Source organism: Paenibacillus solisilvae, assembly GCF_042656405.1.
Lineage (GTDB): Bacteria > Bacillota > Bacilli > Paenibacillales > Paenibacillaceae > Paenibacillus_Z > Paenibacillus_Z solisilvae.
On record NZ_JBHSOW010000005.1, the window covers coordinates 1 to 26,269 of the forward strand.

Below are 26,269 nucleotides of genomic sequence, written 5' to 3' on the forward strand. Positions count from 1 at the left end.
GGCGCGGACTGCGCCGCCGGCGCCGCCGGCGCTGCGGCGCGCGGCGAACGCGCGCGCGCCTGCCGCTCCAGCCGCCGGACCTGCTCCGCAAGGTCCTGGTCCGCGCGGTCAAGCGGGACGACGTCTTCGACGAGCAGCTTGAAGTCGTCGTCCTGATGCTGCACCGTTGCCTGAAGAATCACCAGGCTGCCGGGGCTTAGAAGCGCCGCGTGCCGCTTCCACGATGTCGGGAAGCTGACAGCCTCCACACGCAGGATGCGGTCCTCCACTTCGAGGAAGGCCATCGCCTGCCCTTTGCGTGTCGTAAACGGCTTCAGTGAAACGACCATCCCCGCAACGAGCGCATTTCCGCCTTCCGGCGCCTCAGCAAGATCCACAATACGATCAAGCGGCAGCGACTCCAGCAGCGATTCATAATCATCCAAGGGATGGCCGGACAGGTACAGTCCGATCAGCTCCCGCTCCAGCGCGAGCAGCTGTCCTGTCGTGAAGGGCTGAACCTGCGGCATTTCGATGTCCCAATTCCGAACTTCATCAAAGCCGAACAGCTCAATCTGAAGCTCTTCCCGCTCCTTGCGCCACTTGAGTGCCGCTTCAACGGTTTCATCCAGAACAGCCACGAGCTGAGCGCGGTGCTGTGCAAGATTGTCACAGGCTCCAGCTTGGATAAGCGACTCCAGCACACGTTTGTTAACAACGCGCAGATCAACCCGCCGGCAAAGATCGAGCAGGCTCTCAAAAGGCCGCTCCGCCCTCTCCCTCAACATAGATTCAATCGCTTGAGCGCCTACATTTTTGATTGCAGCAAGGCCGAACCGAATCGCCTCGCCAACCGGAGTAAACGTAACATCGCTCTCATTCACATCCGGTGGAAGCACATGAATGCCCATCCGTCTGCATTCATCGACATACTCCGCCGTCTTCCTCTGATTCCCCGTCACCGATGCAAGCATCGATGCCATGAACGGAACGGGATGATTCGCCTTCAGCCAAGCGGTCTGGAACGCAAGCACGCCATAAGCGGCCGCATGCGCTCTTGGAAACCCGTAATCGGCGAAACGCACGATCATATCATAAACGCGGTTTGCTTCCGCCGCCGTATAACCCTGCTCTATACTTCCTTGCACAAAATGAGCGCGCTGTTCATCGAGCACCTCGCGCTTCTTCTTCGATACGGCCCTGCGCAGCAAATCCGCTTCTCCCAGCGAGAAGCCCGCCATGGCAGATGCAATCTGCATGATTTGCTCCTGGTAGACGATAATGCCATACGTATCGGCAAGAATCGGCTCCAGGGACGGATGCGGATATTCAATCTCCACCGCGCCATGCTTGCCTTGAATATATTTCGGAATAAACTCCATCGGACCCGGCCGGTACAGTGCAACGACGGATACGATATCCTCGAAACCCGTCGGCTTCAAATCGCGCAGCACACGGCGGACGCCGGTCGACTCAAGCTGGAAGATTCCTGTCGTATCGCCCCGCGTGAGCATGTCATAGGTTGCTTTGTCGTCATCGGGAATATAGCGGAAGTCAACTGTAATGCCATGCTGACGCTTCACCCAGTTCAATGCCCGCTCTAGAATGGATAACGTGCGAAGCCCGAGAAAGTCCATCTTAAGCAGGCCGACGGCTTCCAGATTCTCCATGGAATACTGCGTTAGGGCCGTATTCTCCCCTCCCGCCTGCAGCGGGACATAATGGGTCAATGGCTCACCGGATATAACAACCCCTGCCGCATGCGTCGAAGCATGCCGCGCCATGCCTTCAACCTTCATCGCCATCCGAAGCAGCGCCCCGGTCTTGGGCTGACGTTCCGTCGCTTCCCGGAGCTCGGCACTCGTGCGGAGCGCTTCCTCCAGCGTGATGCCCAGTTGATTCGGGATTAGCTTAGCGGCACGATCCACTTCCGCGAAAGGCACCGCCATTGCTCTGCCCACGTCACGAACGGCAGCCTTCGCAGCCATCGTACCGAAAGTAATAATCTGTGCGACATGCTCCTCGCCGTATTTGGCCGATACATAGCTGATAACTTCATCACGCCGTTCATCGTTGAAGTCGATATCGATATCCGGCATGGAAATCCGCTCCGGATTGAGGAACCGCTCGAACAGCAGCTTATATTTAATCGGATCGACATCCGTGATATTCAGCGTATAGGCAACCAGGCTTCCTGCGGACGAACCCCGCCCGGGTCCCGTGCGAATCCCCTGTTCATGGGCAAAACGAATGAAATCCCATACGATCAGGAAGTAATCGCTGAAGCCCATTTTCTCAATAACAGACAGCTCATAGACCAGCCGCTCTATCGTACGTTCACGAAGGCTTGGATCCGCTGTCCACTCCGGACTTCCGGCATAACGGGCCTCCAACCCTTCATGACAAAGCGCGTTCAAATAAGCAGCAGAGGTCATTCCCGCTGGAATGGGACCGAATGAAGGCAGCAGAGCGCGGCCAAACGTCAGCTCCAGCGTGCATTTCGCTGCGATTTCTGCCGTACGGGAAACCGCCTCCGGCGCCTGACGGAACAGGAGCTCCATCTCTTCGCCGCTCTTGAGATACATCTGGTCGCTCATCATTTTCATCCGGTCATCATCTTCGATCGTTTTTCCTGTGCCGATGCTGATCAGCACATCCTGCATGTCAGCGTCAGCCGGCTCCAAATAATGAACGTCATTGGTCGCCACAAGCGGGATACCGGTCTCGCGGGATAGCGCAATCGTACCGATCAATACTTTCTTCTGCTCCAGCAGGCCGTGATCCTGAAGCTCCAGGTAGAAGTCGTCCCCGAACATGCGCCGGTACCTCAAGGCAGCGGCCCGCGCCTCCTCTGCCTTGTCATGCAGCAGATGCTGCGCAATTTCGCTGCCGAGGCAGGAGCTTAGACAGATCAAACCCTCCGCGTGAGCCTCCAGCGATTCCAGATCGATGCGAGGTTTGTAGTGGAAGCCTTCCAAATGTCCGATGGAACTCAGCTTCATCAAGTTCCGGTAGCCCGTCTCATTCTTTGCCAGCAGAATAAGATGATAGGTTGGATTATCTTTTCGGGCGCCCTTATCGAACCTGGAGCCCGTTGTAAAATAAACTTCACAGCCAATAATCGGTTGAATACCCCGTTCAAGGCAAGCTTTATAGAAAGGCACGGCGCCGTACATGACCCCATGATCCGTCAGCGCAAGCGCCTTCATTCCGTGCTCGGATGCCCGGGCCACCAGGTCCCGGATTCGAACGGCTCCATCAAGCAAGCTGAATTCGCTATGAACGTGTAAATGTACAAAATCGTGACCGCCGCTCATCGCTCTCATTCCTTCTTTCCGCAAAACCATCATTTTATACTAGTTTATCATATTGGCCCCCCGCAAGCCCATAGAATGAGTAATGGAGAGGACGGGCTTCTCTTCTAATCTTCCAGGCAGGTGATCCTATCGATGGATTCTTTTATCTCTAAGGCTGCGCTTGATTTCTTTATTGCCTTCGGGGTCGTATTCGGCGGCGCCATGCTGGCTGGAATCGGTTCCGTATTCGTATTCGCCCCCCCAGCCTACATGATGATAGATACAGCATCCAGGCTGAAGATCTGGGCGCTTGCAGCGGCAGTAGGCGGCACAATTGACCCGATGAGAGTGATTGAGAGCAATATGATAGAAGGGCAGCTCTCCCCGGTTGCCCAGCAAATCGGCTTTATTATCTGTGCTTTTCTGGGGGCCCATACGGGTACCGAGCTTGTAAAGTGGCTCTGTAAGGGGGCGGTATGACCGATGCGCGTCCCCCCTTTCGAGCGCTACTCGAAATTAACGCAGGCTGTTGCTTTCATGGTGGTCGGCGGTATTATCGGATCGATCGTCTACCATTCTTTGTTCTTTATGAATTTCAATGCGCTTGTTAATATGAACCGGGAGCTCGAGGATACGATTATCGAATATGAAGAGCGTATTCAAAAACTGAATCAATTTAAGGATCAGCATACCGTGATCAAAATTGTCCTTCCGGTTCTGCTGGATAACAAAGAGGAGAAAGAGGAAAAAAGCCTGATGAGCGAGCTGACCAAATCCGAGCTGAAGAAACGACTCAAAACGGAGCTGGGCGTCTTCGTCGGCTCTAGTATTTATAAAATCGACTCTAATGCCGAGATGGCCAGGCTGCTGCTGAATAATAAAATATATACCGATGTGAACGGCAAGGATTACCGCATTGAAATCAAGACGATGCTTATGGTCGAAAACGTGCTCCGGGTATGGTTTAAGGCCGTGGAGCTGAAGCTGAGAGTGAACTGAATTTACCCATTGTCCGTTCTTACCAAGGCAGCCGCGGTTGCGCAGCGATCCCCTCAAGCGGAGCCTTAAAGCGACTTCGCCTATCGCTTCCAAACATGGTACAATGGGTGCTGAAACTTTCACTGTGAAGGAGCTGCATCGCAGACTATGTTAATTGTATTGCACTGGATATTGGTTGTTCTCATTGTTGCCGCTTCGCTGGTTTCCGTCACCTTCAGCTTCAAATCCCGCAGGTCCTCCGACGGGCGCATGCGTGGAATTTATGCAGCACGCATGAATATGAGCATGGGTGCGATGCTTATCCTGGTTGCCGTCTTCATGATGCTTGCTTACAGCGGCTCAACGGTAAAAGTCATCATCGGTGCACTGTTTATTGTGCTCGGACTGTTCAACCTGTTTGCAGGCATGCGCAACCACAGCGTGTATACCGCTATGAAGTAAACGGCAGCTCTATCTCCCTTGCCATTCGAGATTTAGAAAGGATCAATGAGCTGCACCGTAAGCATCGCTTTGGCGGCAAGTCCGTTCGGATCGGCAAGCTCTATCTCGAGCTTGGCGCTTTTGCGGCTCATTTCCAGCAGTTTCGGATGAATCGCAACTTCGCTTTCCAGCTGCACGGGGCGCACGAAATACGTCGTCATGCTTTCAATGACATGGTCCCGCTTACCAATCTCCCTTACGAGTCCGCGTGCAGCCTGCGTCATCAGCGTCACTAATACCCCTTCGGAAATAATGCCGAATATCCCCGACATCTGCGGTGTAATCCGCCCCTTGTACAGCCATTCGCTGCTGTGATGCGCCGGTACCTTCGCAAATCCCGCACTGATTAAGTTATCAAAGGTTTCGCCGCTCTCCTGCTGCTTGCCCGCATACCGCAGCGCTTCCAGAACTTCTGCGCGGCTGATAGCCGCGAGCAGCTTCCTGTTCTTATCCACAATCGGCAAAAAATCAATCCCTTCCGCAGCCATCGTATGGGCCGCCGAGGCGATCGGGATATTCGGTGCCGCCGTAATGGGATGGCGCGTCATCAGCTTATCAATGAGCTGGGTATCCGGCGCGCCGGCCGCATCCTTCGTTGTCATCATCCCTACGACGCGCCCCCGATCATCAAGTACGGGAAAGACTGAGCCGCCGACACGGCGTGATAAATCCTTAAAATCGGCATTGGTTTCGCCAAGCCGCATCGTTTCGACAGGCCTGCTGTAGGTAACGATATCTTCAACAAGCATAATTTTCTGCCTGATCAGCCGATCGAACATGGCCCGGTTAATCATCGAAGCCACGGTAAAGGAATCATGCTTGGAAGAGATGATCGGCAGTCCGAGCTCATTCGATAGATGCTTCACCTCTTCATTGGTCCCGAACCCTCCCGTTATAAGAACGCCGGCGCCTTGTTCAATCGCACAGCGGTGCGCGCCCTGCCGGTTTCCGACAATGAGGAGGCTGCTGGCATCGATATAGCGAACCATTGCATCCAGCTCCATGGCGCCGATAACGAATTTATGCAGCGTCTTATCCAGGCCGGCAGCGCCTCCGATGACTTCACCTTCAACGATGTCCGCTACCTCCCCGAAGGTTAACCGGTCCACAGAGCCCCTTTTCTTCCGATCGATCCGCACCGTTCCGATTCGTTCCTTCGTACTGACAAGCCCCTGCATCTCTGCTTCTTTAATCGCCTTGTATGCTGTTCCCTCGCTCACACCGAGTTCTTCCGCCATGGTTCGCACAGACAGCTTCGTACCGATCTTCACCTGCTGGATATACTGTATCAGCCGCTCATGCTTTGTTGGGCCCTCCATCTCTTTGCCTCCTGCAGTCATGCCCGTCACTCCTATCCGCGCCATCATTTATGATCTCATTCTAACAAAAGAAACGGCCTTCGTCCGCTGGTTTCGCGAATAAGGGCCGTTCTTGGCAAAGATGTATGAGCGGTTATTCCATAATCGTCCGCAGCGATTCCGTCACGATTTTGGTTACATCATCAAAAATCGTGCTGAACCGTCTCTCTGCTTCAAAGGTCCGGTTAAGCAGCGGATTCATCGTAACGACCTCATAGAGCTTGTTCATCGTCTCCATCTCTTCAGGGGACGGCTGCTCACCTGCCATCATTTTTTGCTGAAGCACGGTTTGCTTGTCGCGAAAATCATCCATCATCCGCTTTGCCTCAGGATCATTCCTGGCAGCTGTGAGCGCTGCCTTCAGCTCCTTCGCTTCTTCCGTTTCTTTCAGTGCGTTTGTCAGCTCATAGGCTCTATCATATACGTTCATTTGTCGGTTCTCCTTCTGCAGCTTAGGGTGCTGTTCGCCCAAATATTGGATGGCAATTATGCATTGCATCAATGAAGTACATCCCTGCTCCGTTTCTTTTCTGAAAAAGAGGCCGTGTCCGCCAATCACCAAGGTATAGATGTCCTCATATGATGAAGTAATTCGTGTCAAAAACCTAGAGGCAGCTACAGGCTTTACGTCGTCATCCTCCAGCTTGGAAGGAGATTCGTCGATGCTGAAATCGAAAGTCGCCGTTCAGGTGGTCAGCTCAGGCATCTTGCAGGATGATGTGATCATGCTCGGCGAGGCTTATTTGAAACAATGGAAAATTCCGCAAGGGCAGCCCCTAACGCTCAAGTTCGGAGCCCTTCGCCAACCGGTCAAAGTGGTGCCAGTAGAAAAGTTTGACGGCATGCGGATCGGCCAAAGCTTAGCCAGAAGAATGGGTCTTTATGCAAGCACCACTCTGCGCATTCAGTATCGCAGCGAAACCTCAATACTCGCGCTGGGTCCTTTAATTGGCGTCCTCATCAGCCGGGATGATCCGGGGATGAAGGAGCGGCCATTCGGGTCCATCACTATGTTCTGCAAGGAACTTGTCGACGCCTGCGCGGTACAAGGGGCTCACGTTTATTTCTTCACCCCAGACCATATAACGGGCAACAGTAATACCGTCGAAGGTTGGGTTTATTCCGGAGGCTGGCGCAAAACGGCGGTGCCGGCTCCAGATGTTGTCAACAACAGGCTTACATCACGTAAGCTCGAGAATAAACCCAGCGTACAACATTTTATCAAAGAAGTAAAATCACGCCATAACACCGCCGTTTTCAATGAAAAGTTCCTCGATAAGCCGGAAGTATTCGAAGCTCTGGTCAAGGACTCCGCAGTCGTGAAATATTTGCCAGAGTCTCATGTCCTGCGTAATTTCACGATGCTCAAGTCGATGTGCTCCAAATACCCAAGCGTGTTCCTCAAACCGGTTCGCGGCAGCCTGGGCAAGGGAATCATCCGTATTTCCAGGGCTGAGAACGAATCGTTTCATGCGTTTTATACGACCGACGGCGGAACACGCAGACAGAATTTCTCCAGTCTGCTGAAGTTATTCTCTTCCATCTCCGGCAAAATGAAAACGGTGCGCTACCAGATTCAGCAGGGTCTTTATCTCATCGATAACGGAGGAAGGCCGGTTGACTTTCGGGCTCTCGTGCAGAAGAACGAAGCCGGAATATGGAAGGTGACCTCCATTGTCGCCCGTACCGCAGGCAGCCATCATTTCGTATCCAACCTCGCCCGCGGAGGAACACTCAGCACCGTTCGGGAAGCCGTAGCCAAATCAAACCTTACGAGCGTCACCGGCACCGAAACCGCAAATCGCTTAAACCGTGCGGCGCTCGAAATCGCCAAAGGGATTGATACCCATATCCCTGCTCACTTCGGTGAGCTCGGCATTGATTTAGCCGTCGATACGGGCGGCCGGGTATGGCTGCTTGAAGTGAATTCAAAGCCCTCCAAGAACGATAACACACCGCTTCAAGATCAGAAAATAAGACCGTCCGTCCGCAATATGATTCGATATTCCCGGCATTTAGCCGAATTTTAAAGCAAAGGGGGAAGCGGTGAATGCCCTCATATCGATGTATCCTCGGCATTATGGTTAGCGATCAGGCAATCAGCCCGGCGGGGCGTACGGATGCTCCTCTAATCATGCCTGAAGACGCGTTCTGCCGCGGGCTGTGCCGGCTCGGACGGACACTTGGGCTGCTTGTTTATTTGTTTGATGGATCAAGCCACATATCGGGCGGAGCCATCACCGGCTTCTCACTGCGGGCAAATGACTGGTCGGCGGGAAGCTTCCCGCTCCCTGATGTCGTATACGACCGTACGCTTTCTCGGAACGCGGAACAGTATAAACGGCGAAATAGGAAGCTGGCAGAACTGAAAGAGCTGCATCCTTTTACCCCGCTGAGCGGGGGCTTACCCGGCAAATGGGATGTATATGCTGCGATGCAAACTGACGAAGAGCTGACGAAATCACTGCCGGCGACTTATCGCTATGATGGACCTGAGCAGCTGCATGCTCTTATGCATCACTATCCCAAAGGTCTATTCATCAAACCTTCCGCCGGCATGCACGGCAAGGGGGCTCTGCGCATCCGCAGTGACTTAAAGGGTTATGAGCTGGATGGCAGAAATGCAGCCAATCAGCCCATCAGCAGGCGGTTTGCAGAGCCGCAGGACGCCTCAGATTTCATCGCCCGTTTCATCCGCTCAACCGTTTATATCATTCAGCCTTATCTGGAATTATCTGATGAAGAAGGCCGTGCATTCGACGTTAGAGCGCTCATCCAAAAAGATGACCGCGGTGTATGGGTATATACAGGCTCTGCACTTCGTGAAGGCCAGCAGGGCAGCGTTACGGCTAACCTCTGCGGAGGAGGCAAAGCGGTAAATGCCGAGGAGTCGCTTGTGGACCGGTTCGGCCTGGCTGCCGCAAGCAAGCTGTTGGCACGTATTCGCCGCATTTGCGAGAGGGCAGCACCTCAGCTGGAACAGCATTTTGGCCGGTTAGCCGAGCTTGGCTTTGACTTTGGCATCGAACAAAGCGGCAAGCTTTGGCTATTGGAGGTTAACGCCAAGCCGGGCCGGCTGTCGATGAATACCGATAAGAAGCTCGCACAGATTGCGCTCCGGCGACCGCTTCAATACGCCATTCTTCTGGCTTCTCGCCGCAAGCCGATGTTTCATTCAGAATCGCAACCGATACAACGCCACAATACCGCTAAAGCTGCTCAACGAATCCAAAGGAGATACGTCCAGGAGGTTCATCCATGAGTTTGACATCGTGTCACGTACACTTTTCGCCTCAAAGCGAACGAGTCGTCTACTTGTCGGGTTCACTCCTTAAATCGTTAAAACTAGCCGGCAAGAAAACGATTCATGTGAAGCTTGGCAAAGAAACGATTACAGCAACTGTGAAACCGATTGAACGGCAGGGTAACCATCTCTACTTGTCAGCAGGTGTCCGCCAGATGATTCGAGTACCGAAGGCTGGCAGCATTTCACTGGTGCAAGGCACCGAAGACGAGGTTCAGATCGGACCTCTGATCGGCGTGCTGACCGATTCCGGTCTGAGCTCAGGCGACTCACCGTTCGGAAATCGTACCGGTTATCTCAAGCAGCTTCTTCGCATGGGAGAGAAAAAGGCTTATTTCTTCGCCTTTACCCCCCGCGACATTAACTGGCAGCAGGAAACCATCAACGGTTATTTCCTGAACAGCAGCAATAGCTGGTACCGCAAAGTCGTGCCGCTTCCCGACGTTGTATATAACCGCCTCCCGAGCCGGCGCGCAGAAACAACCGCCACCATTATGTCCTTACGGGAAAAGTTTATTCGCAAAGAGGTTCCCTTCTTTAACTGGAGCTTCTTCAATAAGTCAGATGTCTATAAGCTGCTCGACCAGGATGTTGAAGCGCTCCAGCATCTGCCCGAATCCGTTAATAATCCACGGCCCGAGAAGATCAAAGAAATGCTTGAGAATCATCAATTCGTCTATTATAAACCGACTGCGGGAAGCCTCGGCATCGGTATCTACAGACTCACCTATCATCCGAAACGCGGCTACTTCGCCCGTTACCGGCGGGGCAACACCAATGTTCTGCTGCGGTTCACCAACTTCAACAGCCTGATGCGGATGCTGCAATCAAGGCACGGAAATGCACTGGGCCGCTATGTCAGCCAGCAGGGCGTACGTTTAATCGAAATCGACGGATGTCCGATTGACTTCCGTTTCCATATGCACAAGAACGGTAAAAATGACTGGGTGCCGGTTGGGATCGGGGCGAAGAAGGCAGGACGCGGCAGCGTCACGACCCATATCAAAAACGGCGGTTCGCTGCTGACGCCGGAACAGGCGCTGAGCCGGACCTTTGGAAGCCGCGCTGACGAGATGCTTGTGAAAGCGAAGGAAGTTTCCATCAAGCTCTCCGAAGCAATCGAGCGCAACTTCCCTCATACCTTAGGGGAGCTCGGCCTCGATATCGGGATCGACAAAGACGGCGATGTCTGGATGTTCGAGGCTAATGCCAAGCCGGGCCGTTCGATCTTCAGCCACCCTGCTCTGAAGGCACAAGGGCGTGAGTCGCTGTCGCATATCCTGGAGCATTGCATGTATCTTAGCCGGTTCCAAGGGGGGACCAGTTAATGGGGATCGTACTTCAGGCGGACACGGCTGAACTTGAGATTCAGAGCAAGCAGCCGGTTCTTGCCATCCTCACCGTTGATGACGAAATCCAAATGTTCCGGGGAAACCGCAGTAATTTTGCAGACCTGATTCAAGCCGGGGGCGAGCACGGTTTTATCGTCTATGTCGTAACGGTGAAACAGCTGAAGCTCACCCGCAAGCAGCTGGACGGCTTTACCTTCGACGCCTCAACCGAGAGCTGGGTCATGCAGAAATTTCCGTTTCCCGATCTCATTTATAATCGGATTCCGCTTCGGGAGGATGAACTCCTCCCCGAGGTGAAGCAAAAAATTGCAGCCTGCATGAAGAATCCGCGCGTCAAACTGTTCAATCCCGCCTTCTTTAACAAATGGAGTTTGTTTAAATGGCTGCGCATGTCCAAATCCACACAGCCATTCATTCCGACAACCCGCCGGATGCTCACTCAAGGCGGTCTTGGAAAAATGATGATTAAGCATAAGTTTCTCTATCTGAAGCCGATCAGCGGCAAAGCGGGCAAAGGCATCATGACCATCCAGCTTCAACCCGAGAAGCCGCTGCCTTACCGGCTCAAAATTCAAGCCGACAAAAAAAGCATCACCTACAACTGCGGAACAATCAACAAGCTCTGGGTCCGGATCAAAAAAGAGAGCACGGGCGAACGGTATATCGCGCAGCAAGGGATCCAGCTGGCCTCCTTTAACGAAAGATCCTTTGACCTGCGTGCCCTCGTACAGAAGAACCAACGCGGTCAATGGGATATTAGCGGTATCGGCGCGAGGGTCGCAGGTTCGCTCAGCATCACGACGCATGTTCCTCGCGGCGGCAGCATCGATGATCCAGAGAAACTGTTAATCAGTGCATTCGGCCATGAGGAAGCGCGTAAGCTATTAGTAAAGACGCACAATACAGCATTAACCATAGCTAAACAGATTGAGCGCGGTTCCAGGCGCAGGCTGGTGGAAATGTCCCTGGATCTCGGCGTTGATCAAGAAGGGAATATCTGGTTCTTTGAAGCCAACGCTAAGCCGATGAAATTCGATGAGCCCGATATCCGCAAGCGTTCATTGGACCGCATCTTTCAATACGGGCATTATGTACTGAATAAGAAAGCAGGGAAAAAGGGAGCCGTTTAACATGAAGGTAAAGCTGCTGTCCGGAGCTGAATGGATGAATGTCAAAGAAAAAATAATCACATTCGCCGTTCGATTCGGCGACAGCCGCTTAACCCCTGCGGGGATAGCCGTCCTGCGGGAGCTATCCCCTTCCCTGTTGATCAACGATAAATCGGAATCGGCGGTCGCCGTTGCACTGGAAGACGGCAAGCTTGCGGGTTTTGCGGCCGCTGTCGAAGCCGGTGAACGCGCATGCCTTATCGTCGTGCATCCGCAGCGGCGGGGACAAGGCCTGGCAACTTCTTTGCTGCTCGCTCTTCAGATCCGCTGCAGCCGTCTTACATGCAGCGTGGCTGCTGATAATCCAGCCAGCATGCAGGCTTGCTTCCGGGCACACATGAAAGCTGTCAGCATGCATTCAGGCCCAACCGGCAAGCCGACGCTGCGATTTGAAAGCTAGGAGGATTGACGCATGGGCCAGCCTGTGCTTGGTATATTAACCCTTTATCTTAACGATAACGGCTTACTCGAAGAGAAACCTATCTATCAGAAAATGACGGTCGCCGGGCGTAAACTGGGACTCGACGTTTATGTTTTCACACCTCAGGATGTGAATTATAAGCAGAATCGGATTCATGCCCTCATGTTCGATCCAAGCACGAAAAACTGGACGCGCAAATGGCGCTCGTTTCCTAATATGATCTTCGACCGGTGCCGTATCCAGCAAAGTCACCGGTTCCAGGAGCTGCAGCAGTTCCGCAAAAAGTATGGGCACTTGACGTTTCTTAACCGCGTTCTGCGAAACAAATGGACGGTTTATAAATTAATGCGCAAGGATGAACGTTTCCGCCCCCATCTTCCCTTAACGAGAATGTATGAGAGTCCAACTGACCTGACCGAAATGATCCGGAAATACCCGCTTGTCTACTTAAAGCCGGTTAACGGAACGGGCGGACGCGGCATTCTGAGAATCGAGAAGCAGCAGAACGGTACGTACCTGATCCAAGGGCGTGATCAGTCCAGGAAAATCATCAGTCCCCAGCGAGTCCCGCTCTCCGGACTTCATGGCCGCCTCGAGGGCTGGAACTTGAAAGCCAACCGCTATCTGGTGCAGCAGGGCATTCAGCTGAAACTGCCCAATGGCCGTGTTCACGATTACCGGATGCTTGTGCAGAAGAACGGAAGCGGCGATTGGGCGGTTACGGGCTGTGCAGGCCGGATCGGCGCATCAGGAAGCATCACTTCCAATCTCCATGGCGGAGGGGAAGCCATAACGATGCAAGCCCTGCTCAAGCAGTGGATTAAAAACGAGGATACCGTTGAAGAAGTTACGCAGAAAGCCGAAGAGCTTGGGCTGCAAATGGCTGCCTTCCTGGAACAGAGCTATGGCCGTTTATGTGAAATGGCGCTTGATCTTGCCATTGATCGCAAGGGACAGATCTGGCTGCTGGAAGTTAATCCAAAACCGGCCCGCGAGGTATTCATCCAAGCAGGCGAACGCGATACCTATCGCAGAGCGATTGTCAGACCGCTCGAATATGCGATATGGCTGCATGAACAGAAGAATCGCCGCAAGAATATAACAACGCCTATCGAAGAAGAACTCCCGACACCGGAATGACCGGTGGAGGGAGTTCTTGTTTTGGGATAAAGCGGATGGAGGTCAGGTTTGTTCTACACCGCCGAGCTCAAGCAGCTCGCGAAAGTCGCTTATAAGCGCATCGGCGCCTGCGAGCTCTTCTTTACGTCCATATACTGCATATGCGCAGCCGACGACCTGAAGCCCGTTCTCTTTACCGGCTTCTACATCTGAGGAGCGGTCTCCGATCATCCACGCTGATTCAATGTCATGATCCGTAAGCAGTCTTCTGACCAAATCGATCTTTGTTGCTGTCTCGTACTCTCCTGCGCTGTATAAACCATCAAACAAGGAAGTAATTCCTTTGTGCTCTGCTACTCCCTTTACATAGTGCTCCAAGCCATTACTGGCTACAAACAGCTTAATTCCGCGGTCATGGAGCTCGCGAAGTGTCTGCGCTACATGCGGATACAGGGAGCCCTCGCCGGCTTCCAGACCTTCGAGCTCATATTGCAGCATCAGCTCATCCGCTCGTTCCCTGGCAGCAAGCGTGCTATCCGGCATCACTTGATTCCAAATATCGTGGAGCAGCATGCCCAAGCATCCAAGCAGTTTCTCGACTGGCGGCGTTGGCTCCAAATACAGCTTCTCATCCCGTAAAGTCTGAAAAATGCGTTCATGTACGCCAACTAGAAGCGTATCCGTCTCGAATAACGTTCCATCCATATCGAAGATCATCGCCTGAGGCGATTTGAGTCGTTTAGCCAAATTCTGTTCTCTCCCCTTCCGGAATCTGTCCTTATGATAGCGGAAAAGGTCGTTTAGGCGCAAGATAACCCGGTCTCAAGGATGAAAAGTTAGTTATTCTAACAAATAGAAAAAAGAATCTATCCCTTCTCCAGATTGTATGTTATATATAGTAACATTAAGATAGAAATTGATCAGAAGGATGAGGAGATATCATGCGCATGCAGAGCTTATCTAACACCAAAATAAACGTTTATCTCCTTCCGATCCCCATCATTTTGACCCTCATTCTTGTTTGGTTAGCCATTTTTCATTTCCAGCTTTTTTGTTTGAGTTTGATCGTATTTTCCTTCGGGATCCGAAATACCTTCCTTAAGAAGCTATTCACCGTTTCCGTTGACAAAAGAAAAAATGAATGGCAGTAAAATACAGTTGCTTTCCTCCATCCGATCCGTTATAGTGGTCGTAACGTAACTTAATATGTAAGGTTTCTAGGGTTCCGCAGCTGCCTGCAGCCGGTCTGGCCCGAGGGAAACCCACAGGATAAATGCTGTGATTACACGGAGGGATAAAAGCCCGGGAGGTATCGGTTAACGATATTTCCCAGGCTTTTTTTTCTGATGTTAAGCTGTGTTTTGCACCATGCTAGAATAACGAAGATAGGAAAGAAGGAGAGAATTGCGATGGATTTTATTCTGGAGAACAAATGGTTTATTTTATTGGCCCTTGAGGTGCTCGCTTGGTCATCCACTTTCTTTATGATGTTCACGCGTTATCGTTTAGGGTCAACGTTCTTATTTCGAATTGGCGCTCTGCTCACTGTTCTGACTGGCGTGATCCCGCAGGTCGTGCTGGGCATTATCAATCTCGTGGTCGAACATAAATTCGATCTATTCACCTTTATCATTGTTTTCCTGATTATTTATGGGGCTACACTAGGCCGCAAAAAAATCAAGCAGCTGGATGTTTGGGCCCAGCGTAAATTCGCGAAAGTGAAATCGGTTTAGCTTACCATATTGACGGGTCAATATCCTGAGGACGAAGTCCTTCCCATATATTGGGCATGTCCACCTGCTCCGGATGCTCAAATACCAAGAAGGCGGTTGGCAAATACCGTCCTTCTTTGCTCTTCGTCGACGGTCTGTTTAATACTTCCCCATCCTTGACGAGAACCGTAGACGAGCCGCCGTCCAAATTTGCTGCAATCACCGCACCATGCTCAAGCATGATTTGCTGTACGTCATACAGGTTCGCTCCAATGCTATGCGCCGGCTGGCGGCCATCAATAACGACGAACAGAATTGCACCATCCGCACGCTGCCCCATAGCTGTCCTCGGGGCGATTCCCCATCCGTCTGCTGCGTTCTTAATTAATCCTTTTCCGTTCACAATAATTCTGGGCTGAAAGGTCACGGCTTCCTGCACGCCCATATCCTCAATTTCCTTCAATGTATAACGCCCAGCCACAAGCTTGCCTTCCTTGTCGATTCCGACAACCTGGGTCGATTTCTTGCCGCCTAGATCATTATAGTAAATCTTCCCCTGCGACATGACGATGCCGATCGGCTGAAAGCCGTTGCCCTGCCAATTCGGATCGGCGAATCCGCCGCCATTCACACCCGCGATCGCACCAGTTCTCTTCACCATGCTGGATACGCGCTCGCCTCTGCCAGGTTTGCCGGGGAGTCCGAGTCTTATTTTTGTAGGGTCATTGACCGTCATCACATATCCGCTGTAGCCCTTGCCTGAGATCGGCTCGATTTCAACTAAATCCTTCTTTACTTCTGCTGCGCTGCCTTCTGCTTGATCTCCCGCCGCTGCAGGAAGCTTAATCGTGTGATTGTCTCGTTCTTCCCCCATACCATCAAAGCTCTTCTGATACGCTTTGACCCGGCTGTCCAGCTCTGCTTGACCGATAATATATTTGGCCCACTCCCGGTGCTGTGTCGTAATGATCGTATCTGCTATCAAATAACGGAGATTATTGCCAGAAGGGGTTAGAAATAAATAACCAACCGCCAGTGTACCCACTAGCATAACGGCTGTTACCGCGTACAGCACGGAGCGGATGATTCTCTTTCTCCAGCTCTTCGGCCGTTTCGCTTTTCCATTCTTGGGCGAAGTCCGCGGCATGATCGTCTGCTGTAAATTCACTGCTTCAACTTTCGTTTCCATGCTGTTTCCTCGCCTCGCTTCTATATTCAGATCCGCTTCCTTAATACTGTGACGAAAGGCGGATCTTAAAAGTTTCAGTCGAAACGTCGTGTGACAAAACTAGCGGTTATTGCGATGGATTCATCCTTCTGCACCAACTAACACAAAAAGGGGCTGTCCCAAAAGCCTTAACAATGGCTTTAAGGATGGCCCCGTCTGGTTTTAATTCAGGTGAAAAAGATGGCTACTCATGCGGAAACGTCTTCCGATCGCTGTTGTACCTCTGAATTTTTGAACTTGGAGTGCTTTATCGGTGAAATTCAGGGTACAAAGGCGAACGCTAACGCTTCTTCAGACTGTTTCCGCCTGCTTCGCCACTAGTCTTGAGGTCAGATGGCTTTCCCTTGCCCGCAATTTACTGAAAAAGCGGTAGTGGACCAAAAACAAAAAATGGTTGAGCAGGTATAATACCCTGTTCAACCAATTTTCATTTAAAACAACGAATTTCCCTTGTAAGAGGTGACCTTAATTACTAATTGGGACAGCCCCTTTGGCAAATTCATAGGAGCTTCATTGGAATGATTAGTACACTTTCTTCGTATCGCGGTCCGCCTTGATGATCTCAACCGCTTCTTTAAAGCGCATCGCATGCACAATCTCGCGTTGACGAAGAAACTTCAAGCTATCCTGCAGGTCTACATCATCTGTCATGTCAATAATCCATTGATAAGTCGCCCGCGCCTTCTCCTCAGCCGCAATGTCTTCATAAAGGTCCGCAAGCGGATCACCCTTCGAAGCGATGTAAGCAGCTGTCCAAGGCACCCCGGAGGCATTGTTGTAGTAGAGTGCATTATCGTGATTCGCATAATGTGCGCCTAACCCCGCCGCCTCCATCTGCTGCGGCGAAGCGTCCTTCGTAAGCTTATAAATCATGGTTGCAATCATCTCGAGATGAGCAAATTCCTCAGTGCCGATGTCGGTAAGTAAACCAACAACCTTATCAGGAATCGTATACCGTTGGTTCAGATAACGAAGCGCTGCCGAAAGCTCGCCATCAGCACCCCCATATTGCTCCACGAGATATTTGGCTACCCGCGGATCACATTTACTGACACGAACCGGATACTGCAGCTTTTTCTCATAAATCCACATTTGAACTCATCCCTCCCAATGCGGTTGATCACTTCGCGTTTCGGCCAACTAACCTCTTCATTTAGTTACACCTGCCAGGGCCAAGGAGTCTCCACCCATTGCCATGGATATCTGGAGAAGCTGTGCCCAAAATTCATAAGCGGTCCATATTGCATCTCAAATTCATGAGCGCATTGCTGCCGCTGCTGGGCAAGCTGATTATACTGCTGCAGTGCCCCAAGATCATTGGGATGCGTATCTAAGTATAAATTTAATTCAACAAGCGCAAAATCAAGCTGCTGAAGCTCCAGTAATTTTCGATAGTAATTCTCATCCAGTTTGCTCATCAGCTCTCTTCCCTCTTTTCGCATTTGGACTCATAAGGGCTGTAAAGCGCAGGCCACAGCGTTCCGATCCTTAGCGCCTCCTGAAGCGAGTACTGGGGCAGGTTCATCGGTTGAAAGGGGATATATTGGTTAGGCGGTACAGAATACGTCTTCACATATTTGGGCGGACAAGGATCAAACGGTCCTACGAACGGATACCAATCTCGATACGGCTTGGTGATGTTCATTTTCGTCCCTCCTAAAAATTTTGTGGCTACGCCCGAATGCCGAGGTTTCGGCAGGGGTTTAAACAAAAACACTCTTCGGGAGCATTAACCTAAGTTTTTGCAAAGGCTATGCTTACTGCAGTCGGTGTGGTTTATTTGACCTCTTTATCTGATCTTTAGGATGCATTAGCCGCATTTCGACTGGTCAGATCGATGTCTACATGGTTACTCCTTCTACAAGCATATGACATCCGCCCAGATTTTGTGCCCCTTCCGCCCAATTAAATATTTGTGATTTCCCGGGTAATAGAATTTCCTTTTTTTACATCCAGAAATGATGCCGAACAAAAAAAGACCACCTGGAAGATCTGATTGAGATCCTCCAACTAGTCCTGCTTGCAACTTAACTGCTTAAGGCTCGAGAACGGTTTCCACTTCCGACTCCTCGATTACATGCTTATAGATATTAACCCGCAGCACGCGAATACGTTCACTTTCTGCCACTTCAAAAATATAACCGCTATGTATAATCTTTTTGCCTTTGACCGGATTCCCTTCCAAACGAGTAAACAGCCATCCCCCGATGGAATCGACATCATCATCCTCAATATCCAGATTAAACATGTCATTCACATCTTCAATAAGCATACGTCCATCTACGGAAGTAACATCGCCTTTAACCACGATGCTCGGCAGCTCAGTATCGAACTCATCATGAATTTCACCGACGATTTCCTCCAGAATGGATTCAGTTGTCAGCATGCCCGCCGTTCCGCCATATTCGTCAACCACAATAGCGAGCTGTGAATGTCTCTTCTGCATAAGCTTAAGCACATGACTGATCTCCATGGATTCCGGAACGTTGAGAATGGGTCGAAGATATTTGCTCAAGGTCGGTTTCTCATCAGGATCTGCCGTCAGAAGATCCGTAATATGTACAAATCCGATTAATTGATCCTTATCTTCCACACATACCGGATAACGGGTATGCTTAGTAGAATAGACGATTTTCATATTCTCCTCGAACGACAAATCGTCATACAGACAGTCCATGTCCGTTCGAGGCAGCATGATCTCACGAGCCAACCGGTCTGAGAATTCGAAAATATTGTCAAATAATGTAAGCTCATCTTTGTCGATAATACCGCTCTTGGCGCTTTGATCCATCAAAATACGAATTTCTTCCTCCGTGTGGGCGGAATCATGCTCGCTCGCAGGTTGAACCCCAAATAGACGAAGCAAACGATTAGCCGAGCCGTTAAGCAGCCAAATGACCGGCAGAAACAGACGGTAGAAGTACAGCAGCGGCATGGACAGCCACAGCGAGGTTGCTTCTGATTTCTGAATGGCTAATGACTTGGGAGCAAGCTCGCCGAGCACAATATGCAGGAATGTTATCACAAGGAAACCGATCAACACCGAAACAGTCGTAACTACGGTACCGTCTTCCATTCCTAATTGGCGAAGCAGCGGCTCAACGATGAGATGCGAAATGGCTGGCTCACCGACCCACCCAAGCCCCAATGAGGCCAGTGTAATGCCAAGCTGAGTCGCTGATAAATAAGAATCCAATTTCCTGTTAACGGTTAGGGCATATTTTGCTCGCTTATGTCCTTCATTGGAAAGCTGCGTTAACCGCGATTGTCGTACCTTAACAAGGGAAAATTCCGCAGCGACGAAAAATCCGTTCAGAAAAACAAGGAAGATTACGACAATTAAATTCCAAATAATGCGACCTGTCTCAAAATGTTCCAACCGGTTCATTCGCTCCTCTCATCCAACAACTGCTCTCTATAAAATTGCTTGACGAACGGTAAAGTCGATATCCCGGTAATACATGTCTTTCACGAGCAGGTTAGGCCCACAGCAGTTCACGGCCGGACAATGACAATCAACCCCGCGTGCGACTGGATGCGCAAGCCAGCGATCAAACAGGTGATCCAGACGGTCTGCATCAATGTTCCCGAAGGCTGGAATATCCGAAAAGTCAGTGACAAACACTTCGCCTGTGAATAAGTTAACATTCAACCGGTTTCTGCCATCAGGATCATTGCGAACTGTCACATTTGGCTCTCCAGCCAGCCTTGCGAGAAGCTTGCGATCCTCTTGATCCTCGCTGCAATGAAAGAAAGGCAGTGTTCCAAACAAGATCCAAACCGATGGATCTCGATGGTCGAGTAAATGCGCAATGGAACCACGCATCTCTCTCTTACTTATAACCGGTAAATCCGCTGCGAAAGCACTTGGGTACATAGGATGCACTTCATGCCGCTGACAGCCCATCTCTACAATAAGACGGTGAATTTCCGCCATCTTCAAATGGGTGCGGTAATTAATCATCGATTCTGCAGATATATACAAGCCGCCAGCGCTCAGCCGCTTCGTATTATCGATCATCCGTTCATACATTCGGGCAGCTGTTTCGAATGCAACAGGATGTCCGCTCTTTGCAAAACCCACCTGATGAAAATCCGCCGCTTCCGTGTAATTGAATGAAATATGCATAACATCCAGATAAGGCGCTATCGCTTCATATCTGCTGTAATCCAGCGTTACATTTGAATTGATTTGGGAACGCACGCCACGGCTCCGCGCATATTTGAGTAGCGGAATGAGGTACTCCTTCACGGTTTTGTCCGAAAATGAAGGCTCACCGCCTGTAATGCTTATCGTTTGTAAATGTTCAACCTCATCCAGACGGCTAAGCATCTTGGCTAACGGAAGCTTGTCAGGTTCAGTCATAACTAGCGTATCACCAACCGCACAGTGCTCACATCGCATATTGCATAAATTAGAAATCGTCATCTCTACGCTGGTCAAGCGATGGCGACCGAATTGTCGAATCGAGGAAATCGGATCCCACGGATCATATGATGGGGAGAAAGATGGGCCAGCCTGTTTTTGAGATAAAGATATGGCGTTTTGCATGAATTCAGCACCTGACTTTAGACTTAGTTACAAATCATTTTCTTTCATTGTAATATCCGAGGACGTTCGTTGCAAATCCGTTCTTCATCTTACTCCTGTAATAAGGTGCTTGTTTCCGCAAAAAAGGAGCCTCATCGGCTCCTTCGTTCGCTTGTATTCGGGCATGAACTGCTTAAGCGCCGGCTGCTTCAGCCAGCGACTGATCCTCATTCACACTTGCAATCATCGTTGTCAAACTCGTGGAGAGATCAATTTCGTAAGGGATCTTGAGATCCTCACCCGACTCGCCGTTAAGCACACGTACGACTGGACGATGAGGACAAGAAGAATTGATATTTACGACGACTCCAGATTCTCCGGTCTGCAGCTTCACAGTGATACCTAACGGATAGATGGCCACTTTGTCACGGAACAGCTGGAGCATACGCTGCTCATAGAGCATTCCTGTCCCCGCATACAAGGACTCAACTGCTTGATGCGGCAGCATCGGGTCACGATAGATACGAGTGGTCGTCATGGCATCATAAGAATCAACAATTCCGATCCACTTGGCATATTCATGAATCTCGTCCCCTTTGATCCCCCGGGGATAACCGCTGCCATCAAGCCGTTCGTGATGCTGATAAGCACAATGAGCAGCAAGAAGTGGAATATTCGGCTCATCTTTTAATAAGTAATAGCCGCGTTCCGCGTGCGTCTTCATTTCTTCATACTCTTCACGGGTAAGCGAGCCTGATTTCTTTAGGATGCTAGTACTAATTTGTGTTTTCCCGATGTCATGAAGCATAGCGCCTAACCCCAGTGTCATTAATTCATCCTGTGTATAGCCGCTTGCTATACCAAGCACTGTTGAGTACACACAAACGTTCAATGAATGCTGAAACAGATAGTTATCAACCATCCCCATATTCATCAGCATGATCATAGCATCCTTCTGATTGGTAAGATCATCGATAACCATATTCATCACTTGGCGGAAAGACTTCCCGATATACGGATAGGTTACCCCGGTTTTCCGGTTCGGCCGGTCCATCATATCACGGAAATTCAACCGGATTTCCGATAAAGCCCGATGTCTGGTCTCATCACTTATAAGGTCGGGAATGATCACATCCGCAGTTCTTGGATCATCAATATAGACATAGCTGATACCGCATTCCGTTAGACGTGTGATCAGTTTGGCGGTTAGTTCCACTCTTTCGCTGAGCAGCACGAGACCTTCTTCGGAGTATATTTTTTTAGCTAATTTCATTCCAGGTAAGCACATATGTATGGGCAATAATCGCATCGTTTCGACCCCTGCCTTGCATCTATTTTCCTATTTATAGAGGGTTAGGAAAAAGACCTCGTAATGTTAATGTAAGGGATTTTAGGAAAAAGAGCAAGAATAGTTTCGCCAAAACTCGACAATAAGCCGCATAATAATCTATCTCATTACGAAAATCCAAAATAATGCCGCCAACACGAATCTATAAATGGCAAAATGAGTTAATTTTACTTTTTGAATATATTTTAGGAAGAGGACGATAACGATCCAAGCTACGACGAACGAAACGAGGAAGCCGACAATGAAAAACATCAAATTATCGCCCTCGATGTATTTGTAATTATCCAGGAGCTCATATCCGGAAGCCGCCATCATAATCGGGATTGCCATCAAAAATGAGAAATCCGCTGCAGCCTTGTAGCTTGTGCCAACGAGCATACCGCCTGCAATGGTTGAACCCGAGCGTGAATATCCCGGCCATAAAGACAGGCATTGAAGCAATCCGATTAGAAAAGCTTGCTTATATGTAATATCATCCATCGTTTCGGATACCGTGCGGATACGGCCTGATTTAACCAGCCATTCGGCCGCGATCATATAGATACCGCCAACTACGAGAGAAACCAGCACAGGTGCTTGATTGAAGCCTTCTCCTTTAATAATGTCCCGCAATAAAAAGGCAAGCAGCAGTGCCGGCACGATTCCGAGGGCCACATGGATCAGATTCAACTTGCGCTTTGATGATCTGCTCATCGGGTTGATTGAACCTACCGATTCTGTTTGACGGGACAAACCGAACAAATTCGCTATCCGCTGCCGGTAAATGAGTGCAATTGCTAAAATAGCCGCCAGCTGAATCACAATTTCGAACGTAATAATCCTTTGATCGTCAGATGCGATGTCAAGCAATCTGTTCGCCAAAATCATGTGTCCTGAAGAGGATACAGGTAAAAACTCCGTCAACCCTTCAATAATTCCTAAGATCACTGCATTTAATAAATCTCCCATAGGCTCTCCACTCTCTCTCTCTTTCGTCTAATTTTTCTGTCATCGGCTTCCGGCGTCCGAATGAATCCATCGCAAGCGATGGCTATCGGACAGCGCTTCGCTATCCTGAAGTTCTCTCTCTAATACATCTCGAATAAACTCCGGCAAATAATAACGGAATTCTGTTCCGCCTTTGATTGTCTCATAACCCACGCCGAACGTAAACATGTCAATCGTCCCTACCAGATACTCCCGTTCGTCGTCAAAAGGTTGACCGTTTATGAGTATGGATGTGATTTTGTTATAGGGCTCCGCTGCATCATCCCAGTGGATCTCCGCCCCGTCCACGGCTAGTGTGCCAAGCAGCGTGCCGCGAAAACCGAAGCCGCGGATCGGCTTGTCAATGAACTCGCCGAGCAGCGATTGTTCCATTGCGAGGCGGATGGCCGTGCCGCGAAGCTTCATGCGGCATGGATTAATTGGTGACGGGCATAGGGCGTGGATATCGCCCGCCGTCACATCGCCTGCGGCGAGGCCGCCAAGCAGCTGCCCTGCGTTGACGATGCCGATCTCGGCATCCGTCCAGCGCCGAAGGCCGGCGGCCAGCAGGTTGCCGAGCGGCGATTCCCGCTCGGCACGGGCAGGCAGCGGCGCGCTCAGCCGGGCGATGACCCGGCTGAGGCGGCGCTCGCCTGCCGCTTTGAAGCCGCTGATAATCGCGGCGGCTTCAGCCTGCTCCTCAAGCGCGGCTACCGGCACGCACACCGCGCGAAAAGTCGGCCGCGTGGAGATCGGATCGATGCCGATCTCCACGCGACCGATATATTCGCCGAACTTGCCTGCTGCGCAGACGCAAGTCTGGCCAATGTATTCCGGCTCCTCCAGCAGATGATGGGTATGCCCCCCCAGAATCAGATCAATACCGGAGATTTCCTGCGCCATCCGCCGGTCCATCGGCAAACCGAGATGCGACATTACTACAAGCACGTCGACCTGCTCTCTCAATAAAGCAGCTTGCTCCGCTACCGCCTTCAGCGGATCGGTAACATCCCAGCCGAGCAGCTTATAGAAATCCGAAAAAGCAGCCGTAACCCCAATTAGACCGAGGGTAAGGCGTGATTTTTTGATAATCGTGCTCGGCATGAGCCACTTCGGCCTTTCACCGGTAGTACCGTATCGAAAATTGGCACATATCGTTTGAAACTTGGCCTGCTCTCCATAAGCCGCATCCAGATGCTCCGGGGTGAATGTGAGTCCTTCGTTATTACCGATCGTAGCCACTTCATAACCGGCTGCATTCATTAGAGCGATATTAACGAGACCATCGCTCCCCTCCGTCTCCACCCTCATCCGATCCATATGATCACCAATGTCAACGGCTAGAACATGATCGCTGCCGTACGTACGTCGTGTATCTGCGATGTAAGCAGCCATCTTAGCTGCTGGCTCTAAGCGGCTGTGAATGTCATTGCTGTGCAGCAGCACAACTTCTGGCGCAGCCAAAGATGATTCGTTCATGCTTGCCTCCCGGGATTTGATGAATTAACGCTTGAATTGCATATCCTGCGGAGTAAATACGCTCTTAAAGCCATAGGATACATCTCCTCGGCTGGCCTCTTCATGAATGAAACGGCAAGCAACAACGCTTTTCACGTTCAAGCATTCGCTTGATCCGTTAGGCACATAGAGACGGACCGGCCCTTTGGGAAGAGGCTCCCCATCAATCGTGAATTGTACAGCGGCATCCGTTAACTGCTCCCAAGGAATAAGCGCTTCAAACGTATCCGCCGCTTCCACTTTAAGATGCGTAGGCTGAGGAAAATCTTCATGTATGCCCTGTTTGGTTCTCCATGCGGAGTACCACTCTGAAAAATCAAATGCCTCGCCGGCTGCCCCCGCCACAATTTCCGATAGCGGAAACACAGCACCAGCCAATTCTGCCATGATGTCCGGGAATGTCTCCTGCGTTTGTTGACCAAAATGATCAATTATAATGGGCTCACTAAATAGTCGATCTGACATGTCGAGCTCCTTCCTGTTTATCCGCCGATCTGCGACATCCGTCTGGCTGTCGGTTCATGCGTTAAGCTTTCATCAAGCAGTTTGGCAGCCATCTCATGGTTAAGCGGCTTAATATCCATCGCCCGCAAATATAAGTCACGCAGCGCTGCCGGATCGCCCAGAGCAGGCTTCACGCTGAGCTCATCCACCCAATAGAGGCATGGCTTAATGTTGCCGTCCGCGGTCAATCTTAGGCGGTTGCATCGCTTGCAGAAATTATCGCTGATCGGATGGATCAATCCAAATGATCCTGCCCCGCCTTTGATATGATAATCATCGGAAGGTCCATTCCCAAGCACATCGTCTTTTTTTTCCACTTCAAGCTGCTGCTCCTGCGCGATTTCCAGCACTCTGGACAGCGGTAAATAATGAGCTTTCCAGTTATCGTCTGCATGTCCAATCGGCATATATTCAATAAAACGAACATGAAGCGGCTGCTCGTATGCCATTTTTAGAAAAGCAGCGATCTCGTCTTCGTTAATCCCTTTCAATAGAACACAGTTGAGCTTTATCGGTGCAAAACCAACGCGTGCGGACGCTTCGATGCCTGCTAATACACGCTTCAAATCGCCGCGCCTTGCAATGAATTTGAAACGGGTAGGATCCAGCGTATCCAAGCTGATATTAACGCGGTTAAGTCCAGCATCACGCAGCGCTTCTGCTTGATCTGCAAGCAGTACGCCATTTGTCGTTAACGATATATCACGAATCCCTGGAATGTCAGCAAGTCTGCGGATCAATCCTGCTAATCCAGGGCGGACGAGCGGTTCGCCGCCTGTGATGCGAAGCTTCGAAATACCAAGCTCAGCGCCAGCTTTGACAACTTCTACGATATGATCATAGCTAAGAAGATCCGAGGAGGGCGCGAACTCCATCCCTTCTTCCGGCATACAGTACAGACAACGCAGGTTACAGCGATCCGTGACGGAAATACGCAAATAATCATGTTCTCGACCGAATCGATCCGTCAAATTAGACATAGCCC

25 protein-coding genes and 1 riboswitch are annotated in these 26,269 nt (G+C 50.7%); of the genes, 10 read left to right on the forward strand and 15 right to left on the reverse strand.

Going from position 1 to position 26,269, the window contains the following annotated elements; all coding sequences use genetic code 11:
- On the reverse strand, positions 1–3,296 hold a 3,296-nt coding region (locus tag ACFPYJ_RS00400; RefSeq protein WP_379186057.1), incomplete at its 3' end, for a DNA polymerase III subunit alpha.
- Positions 3,297–3,428: 132 nt separating this feature from the next.
- Between ACFPYJ_RS00400 and ACFPYJ_RS00405 the strand changes: the two genes are divergently transcribed.
- From ACFPYJ_RS00405 to ACFPYJ_RS00415, 3 genes are all read left to right on the forward strand, one after another.
- Positions 3,429–3,755, forward strand: coding sequence for a YtrH family sporulation protein (locus ACFPYJ_RS00405; RefSeq protein ID WP_379186058.1), 327 nt, complete (start codon positions 3,429–3,431; stop codon positions 3,753–3,755).
- Between the two features lie 3 nt (positions 3,756–3,758).
- Positions 3,759–4,274, forward strand: a complete 516-nt coding sequence (locus ACFPYJ_RS00410; protein ID WP_379186059.1) for a hypothetical protein — start codon at positions 3,759–3,761, stop codon at positions 4,272–4,274.
- Positions 4,275–4,421: 147 nt separating this feature from the next.
- A complete protein-coding gene (locus ACFPYJ_RS00415) occupies positions 4,422–4,715 on the forward strand; it encodes a YtpI family protein (protein ID WP_379186060.1) in 294 nt (97 codons plus the stop codon).
- Positions 4,716–4,747: 32 nt separating this feature from the next.
- Here the strand turns inward: ACFPYJ_RS00415 and ACFPYJ_RS00420 are convergent, their stop codons facing one another.
- Positions 4,748–6,073: a DRTGG domain-containing protein gene (locus ACFPYJ_RS00420; protein ID WP_379186062.1), complete on the reverse strand. Its 1,326-nt coding sequence runs from the start codon at positions 6,071–6,073 to the stop codon at positions 4,748–4,750.
- Positions 6,074–6,206: 133 nt separating this feature from the next.
- On the reverse strand, positions 6,207–6,542 hold the full coding sequence (locus ACFPYJ_RS00425) for a YlbF family regulator (protein WP_379186064.1): 336 nt from the start codon (positions 6,540–6,542) through the stop codon (positions 6,207–6,209).
- A 232-nt stretch (positions 6,543–6,774) separates the two neighbouring features.
- Between ACFPYJ_RS00425 and ACFPYJ_RS00430 the strand changes: the two genes are divergently transcribed.
- Genes ACFPYJ_RS00430 through ACFPYJ_RS00455 form a run of 6 tightly spaced genes read left to right on the forward strand, consistent with a single transcriptional unit; the run spans position 6,775 to position 13,498 of the window.
- Complete coding sequence (locus ACFPYJ_RS00430; protein ID WP_379186065.1) at positions 6,775–8,142, forward strand: YheC/YheD family endospore coat-associated protein; 1,368 nt, start codon at positions 6,775–6,777, stop codon at positions 8,140–8,142.
- A 20-nt stretch (positions 8,143–8,162) separates the two neighbouring features.
- A complete protein-coding gene (locus ACFPYJ_RS00435) occupies positions 8,163–9,374 on the forward strand; it encodes a YheC/YheD family endospore coat-associated protein (RefSeq protein ID WP_379186066.1) in 1,212 nt (403 codons plus the stop codon).
- Positions 9,371–10,744 carry a YheC/YheD family endospore coat-associated protein gene (locus ACFPYJ_RS00440; protein ID WP_379186067.1) on the forward strand — a complete coding sequence of 458 codons (1,374 nt, stop codon included), beginning with the start codon at positions 9,371–9,373 and terminating at the stop codon, positions 10,742–10,744. Before ACFPYJ_RS00435 ends, ACFPYJ_RS00440 begins: the two co-directional genes overlap by 4 nt.
- Complete coding sequence (locus ACFPYJ_RS00445) at positions 10,744–11,898, forward strand: YheC/YheD family endospore coat-associated protein (RefSeq protein WP_379186068.1); 1,155 nt, start codon at positions 10,744–10,746, stop codon at positions 11,896–11,898. Before ACFPYJ_RS00440 ends, ACFPYJ_RS00445 begins: the two co-directional genes overlap by 1 nt.
- Position 11,899: 1 nt before the next feature.
- The gene (locus tag ACFPYJ_RS00450) at positions 11,900–12,337 is read left to right on the forward strand and encodes a GNAT family N-acetyltransferase (RefSeq protein WP_379186070.1); all 438 of its coding nucleotides are present in this window, start codon (positions 11,900–11,902) and stop codon (positions 12,335–12,337) included.
- Between the two features lie 12 nt (positions 12,338–12,349).
- The gene (locus tag ACFPYJ_RS00455) at positions 12,350–13,498 is read left to right on the forward strand and encodes a YheC/YheD family endospore coat-associated protein (protein WP_379186071.1); all 1,149 of its coding nucleotides are present in this window, start codon (positions 12,350–12,352) and stop codon (positions 13,496–13,498) included.
- Between the two features lie 42 nt (positions 13,499–13,540).
- On the opposite strand, the gene ACFPYJ_RS00460 is transcribed toward ACFPYJ_RS00455, so the two are convergent.
- On the reverse strand, positions 13,541–14,194 hold the full coding sequence (locus ACFPYJ_RS00460; RefSeq protein ID WP_379186153.1) for an HAD family hydrolase: 654 nt from the start codon (positions 14,192–14,194) through the stop codon (positions 13,541–13,543).
- Positions 14,195–14,683: 489 nt separating this feature from the next.
- Positions 14,684–14,788, forward strand: a riboswitch (guanidine-I (ykkC/yxkD leader).
- A 98-nt stretch (positions 14,789–14,886) separates the two neighbouring features.
- Between ACFPYJ_RS00460 and ACFPYJ_RS00465 the strand changes: the two genes are divergently transcribed.
- Complete coding sequence (locus ACFPYJ_RS00465) at positions 14,887–15,210, forward strand: hypothetical protein (RefSeq protein ID WP_379186072.1); 324 nt, start codon at positions 14,887–14,889, stop codon at positions 15,208–15,210.
- A gap of 1 nt (position 15,211) precedes the next feature.
- Here ACFPYJ_RS00465 and ACFPYJ_RS00470 read toward each other — a convergent pair whose 3' ends face one another.
- The 11 genes from ACFPYJ_RS00470 to moaA all read right to left on the reverse strand — a co-directional run bounded on the left by ACFPYJ_RS00470 (position 15,212) and on the right by moaA (position 26,264).
- Positions 15,212–16,339 (reverse strand): phosphodiester glycosidase family protein, encoded by a 1,128-nt coding sequence (locus ACFPYJ_RS00470; RefSeq protein WP_379186154.1) that lies wholly within the window; start codon positions 16,337–16,339, stop codon positions 15,212–15,214.
- A 600-nt stretch (positions 16,340–16,939) separates the two neighbouring features.
- Complete coding sequence (locus tag ACFPYJ_RS00475) at positions 16,940–17,509, reverse strand: manganese catalase family protein (RefSeq protein WP_379186073.1); 570 nt, start codon at positions 17,507–17,509, stop codon at positions 16,940–16,942.
- Between the two features lie 65 nt (positions 17,510–17,574).
- Entirely contained in the window at positions 17,575–17,835 is a 261-nt protein-coding gene (locus ACFPYJ_RS00480) for a spore coat protein CotJB (RefSeq protein WP_379186074.1), read from the reverse strand.
- Positions 17,835–18,062 (reverse strand): spore coat associated protein CotJA, encoded by a 228-nt coding sequence (locus ACFPYJ_RS00485; protein ID WP_379186075.1) that lies wholly within the window; start codon positions 18,060–18,062, stop codon positions 17,835–17,837. Before ACFPYJ_RS00485 ends, ACFPYJ_RS00480 begins: the two co-directional genes overlap by 1 nt.
- Positions 18,063–18,452: 390 nt before the next feature.
- Positions 18,453–19,805: a hemolysin family protein gene (locus ACFPYJ_RS00490; RefSeq protein WP_379186076.1), complete on the reverse strand. Its 1,353-nt coding sequence runs from the start codon at positions 19,803–19,805 to the stop codon at positions 18,453–18,455.
- Positions 19,806–19,832: 27 nt separating this feature from the next.
- Positions 19,833–20,969, reverse strand: coding sequence for a radical SAM/CxCxxxxC motif protein YfkAB (gene yfkAB, locus ACFPYJ_RS00495; RefSeq protein ID WP_379186077.1), 1,137 nt, complete (start codon positions 20,967–20,969; stop codon positions 19,833–19,835).
- Between the two features lie 172 nt (positions 20,970–21,141).
- Positions 21,142–22,257, reverse strand: coding sequence for an HD-GYP domain-containing protein (locus tag ACFPYJ_RS00500; RefSeq protein WP_379186078.1), 1,116 nt, complete (start codon positions 22,255–22,257; stop codon positions 21,142–21,144).
- A gap of 138 nt (positions 22,258–22,395) precedes the next feature.
- Complete coding sequence (locus tag ACFPYJ_RS00505) at positions 22,396–23,244, reverse strand: undecaprenyl-diphosphate phosphatase (RefSeq protein WP_379186079.1); 849 nt, start codon at positions 23,242–23,244, stop codon at positions 22,396–22,398.
- Positions 23,245–23,283: 39 nt separating this feature from the next.
- Positions 23,284–24,741 carry a bifunctional metallophosphatase/5'-nucleotidase gene (locus ACFPYJ_RS00510; RefSeq protein ID WP_379186080.1) on the reverse strand — a complete coding sequence of 486 codons (1,458 nt, stop codon included), beginning with the start codon at positions 24,739–24,741 and terminating at the stop codon, positions 23,284–23,286.
- A gap of 24 nt (positions 24,742–24,765) precedes the next feature.
- Positions 24,766–25,245: a hypothetical protein gene (locus tag ACFPYJ_RS00515; protein ID WP_379186081.1), complete on the reverse strand. Its 480-nt coding sequence runs from the start codon at positions 25,243–25,245 to the stop codon at positions 24,766–24,768.
- A gap of 17 nt (positions 25,246–25,262) precedes the next feature.
- Positions 25,263–26,264 carry a GTP 3',8-cyclase MoaA gene (gene moaA / locus ACFPYJ_RS00520; protein WP_379186082.1) on the reverse strand — a complete coding sequence of 334 codons (1,002 nt, stop codon included), beginning with the start codon at positions 26,262–26,264 and terminating at the stop codon, positions 25,263–25,265.
- Between the last annotated feature and the right edge of the window lie 5 nt (positions 26,265–26,269).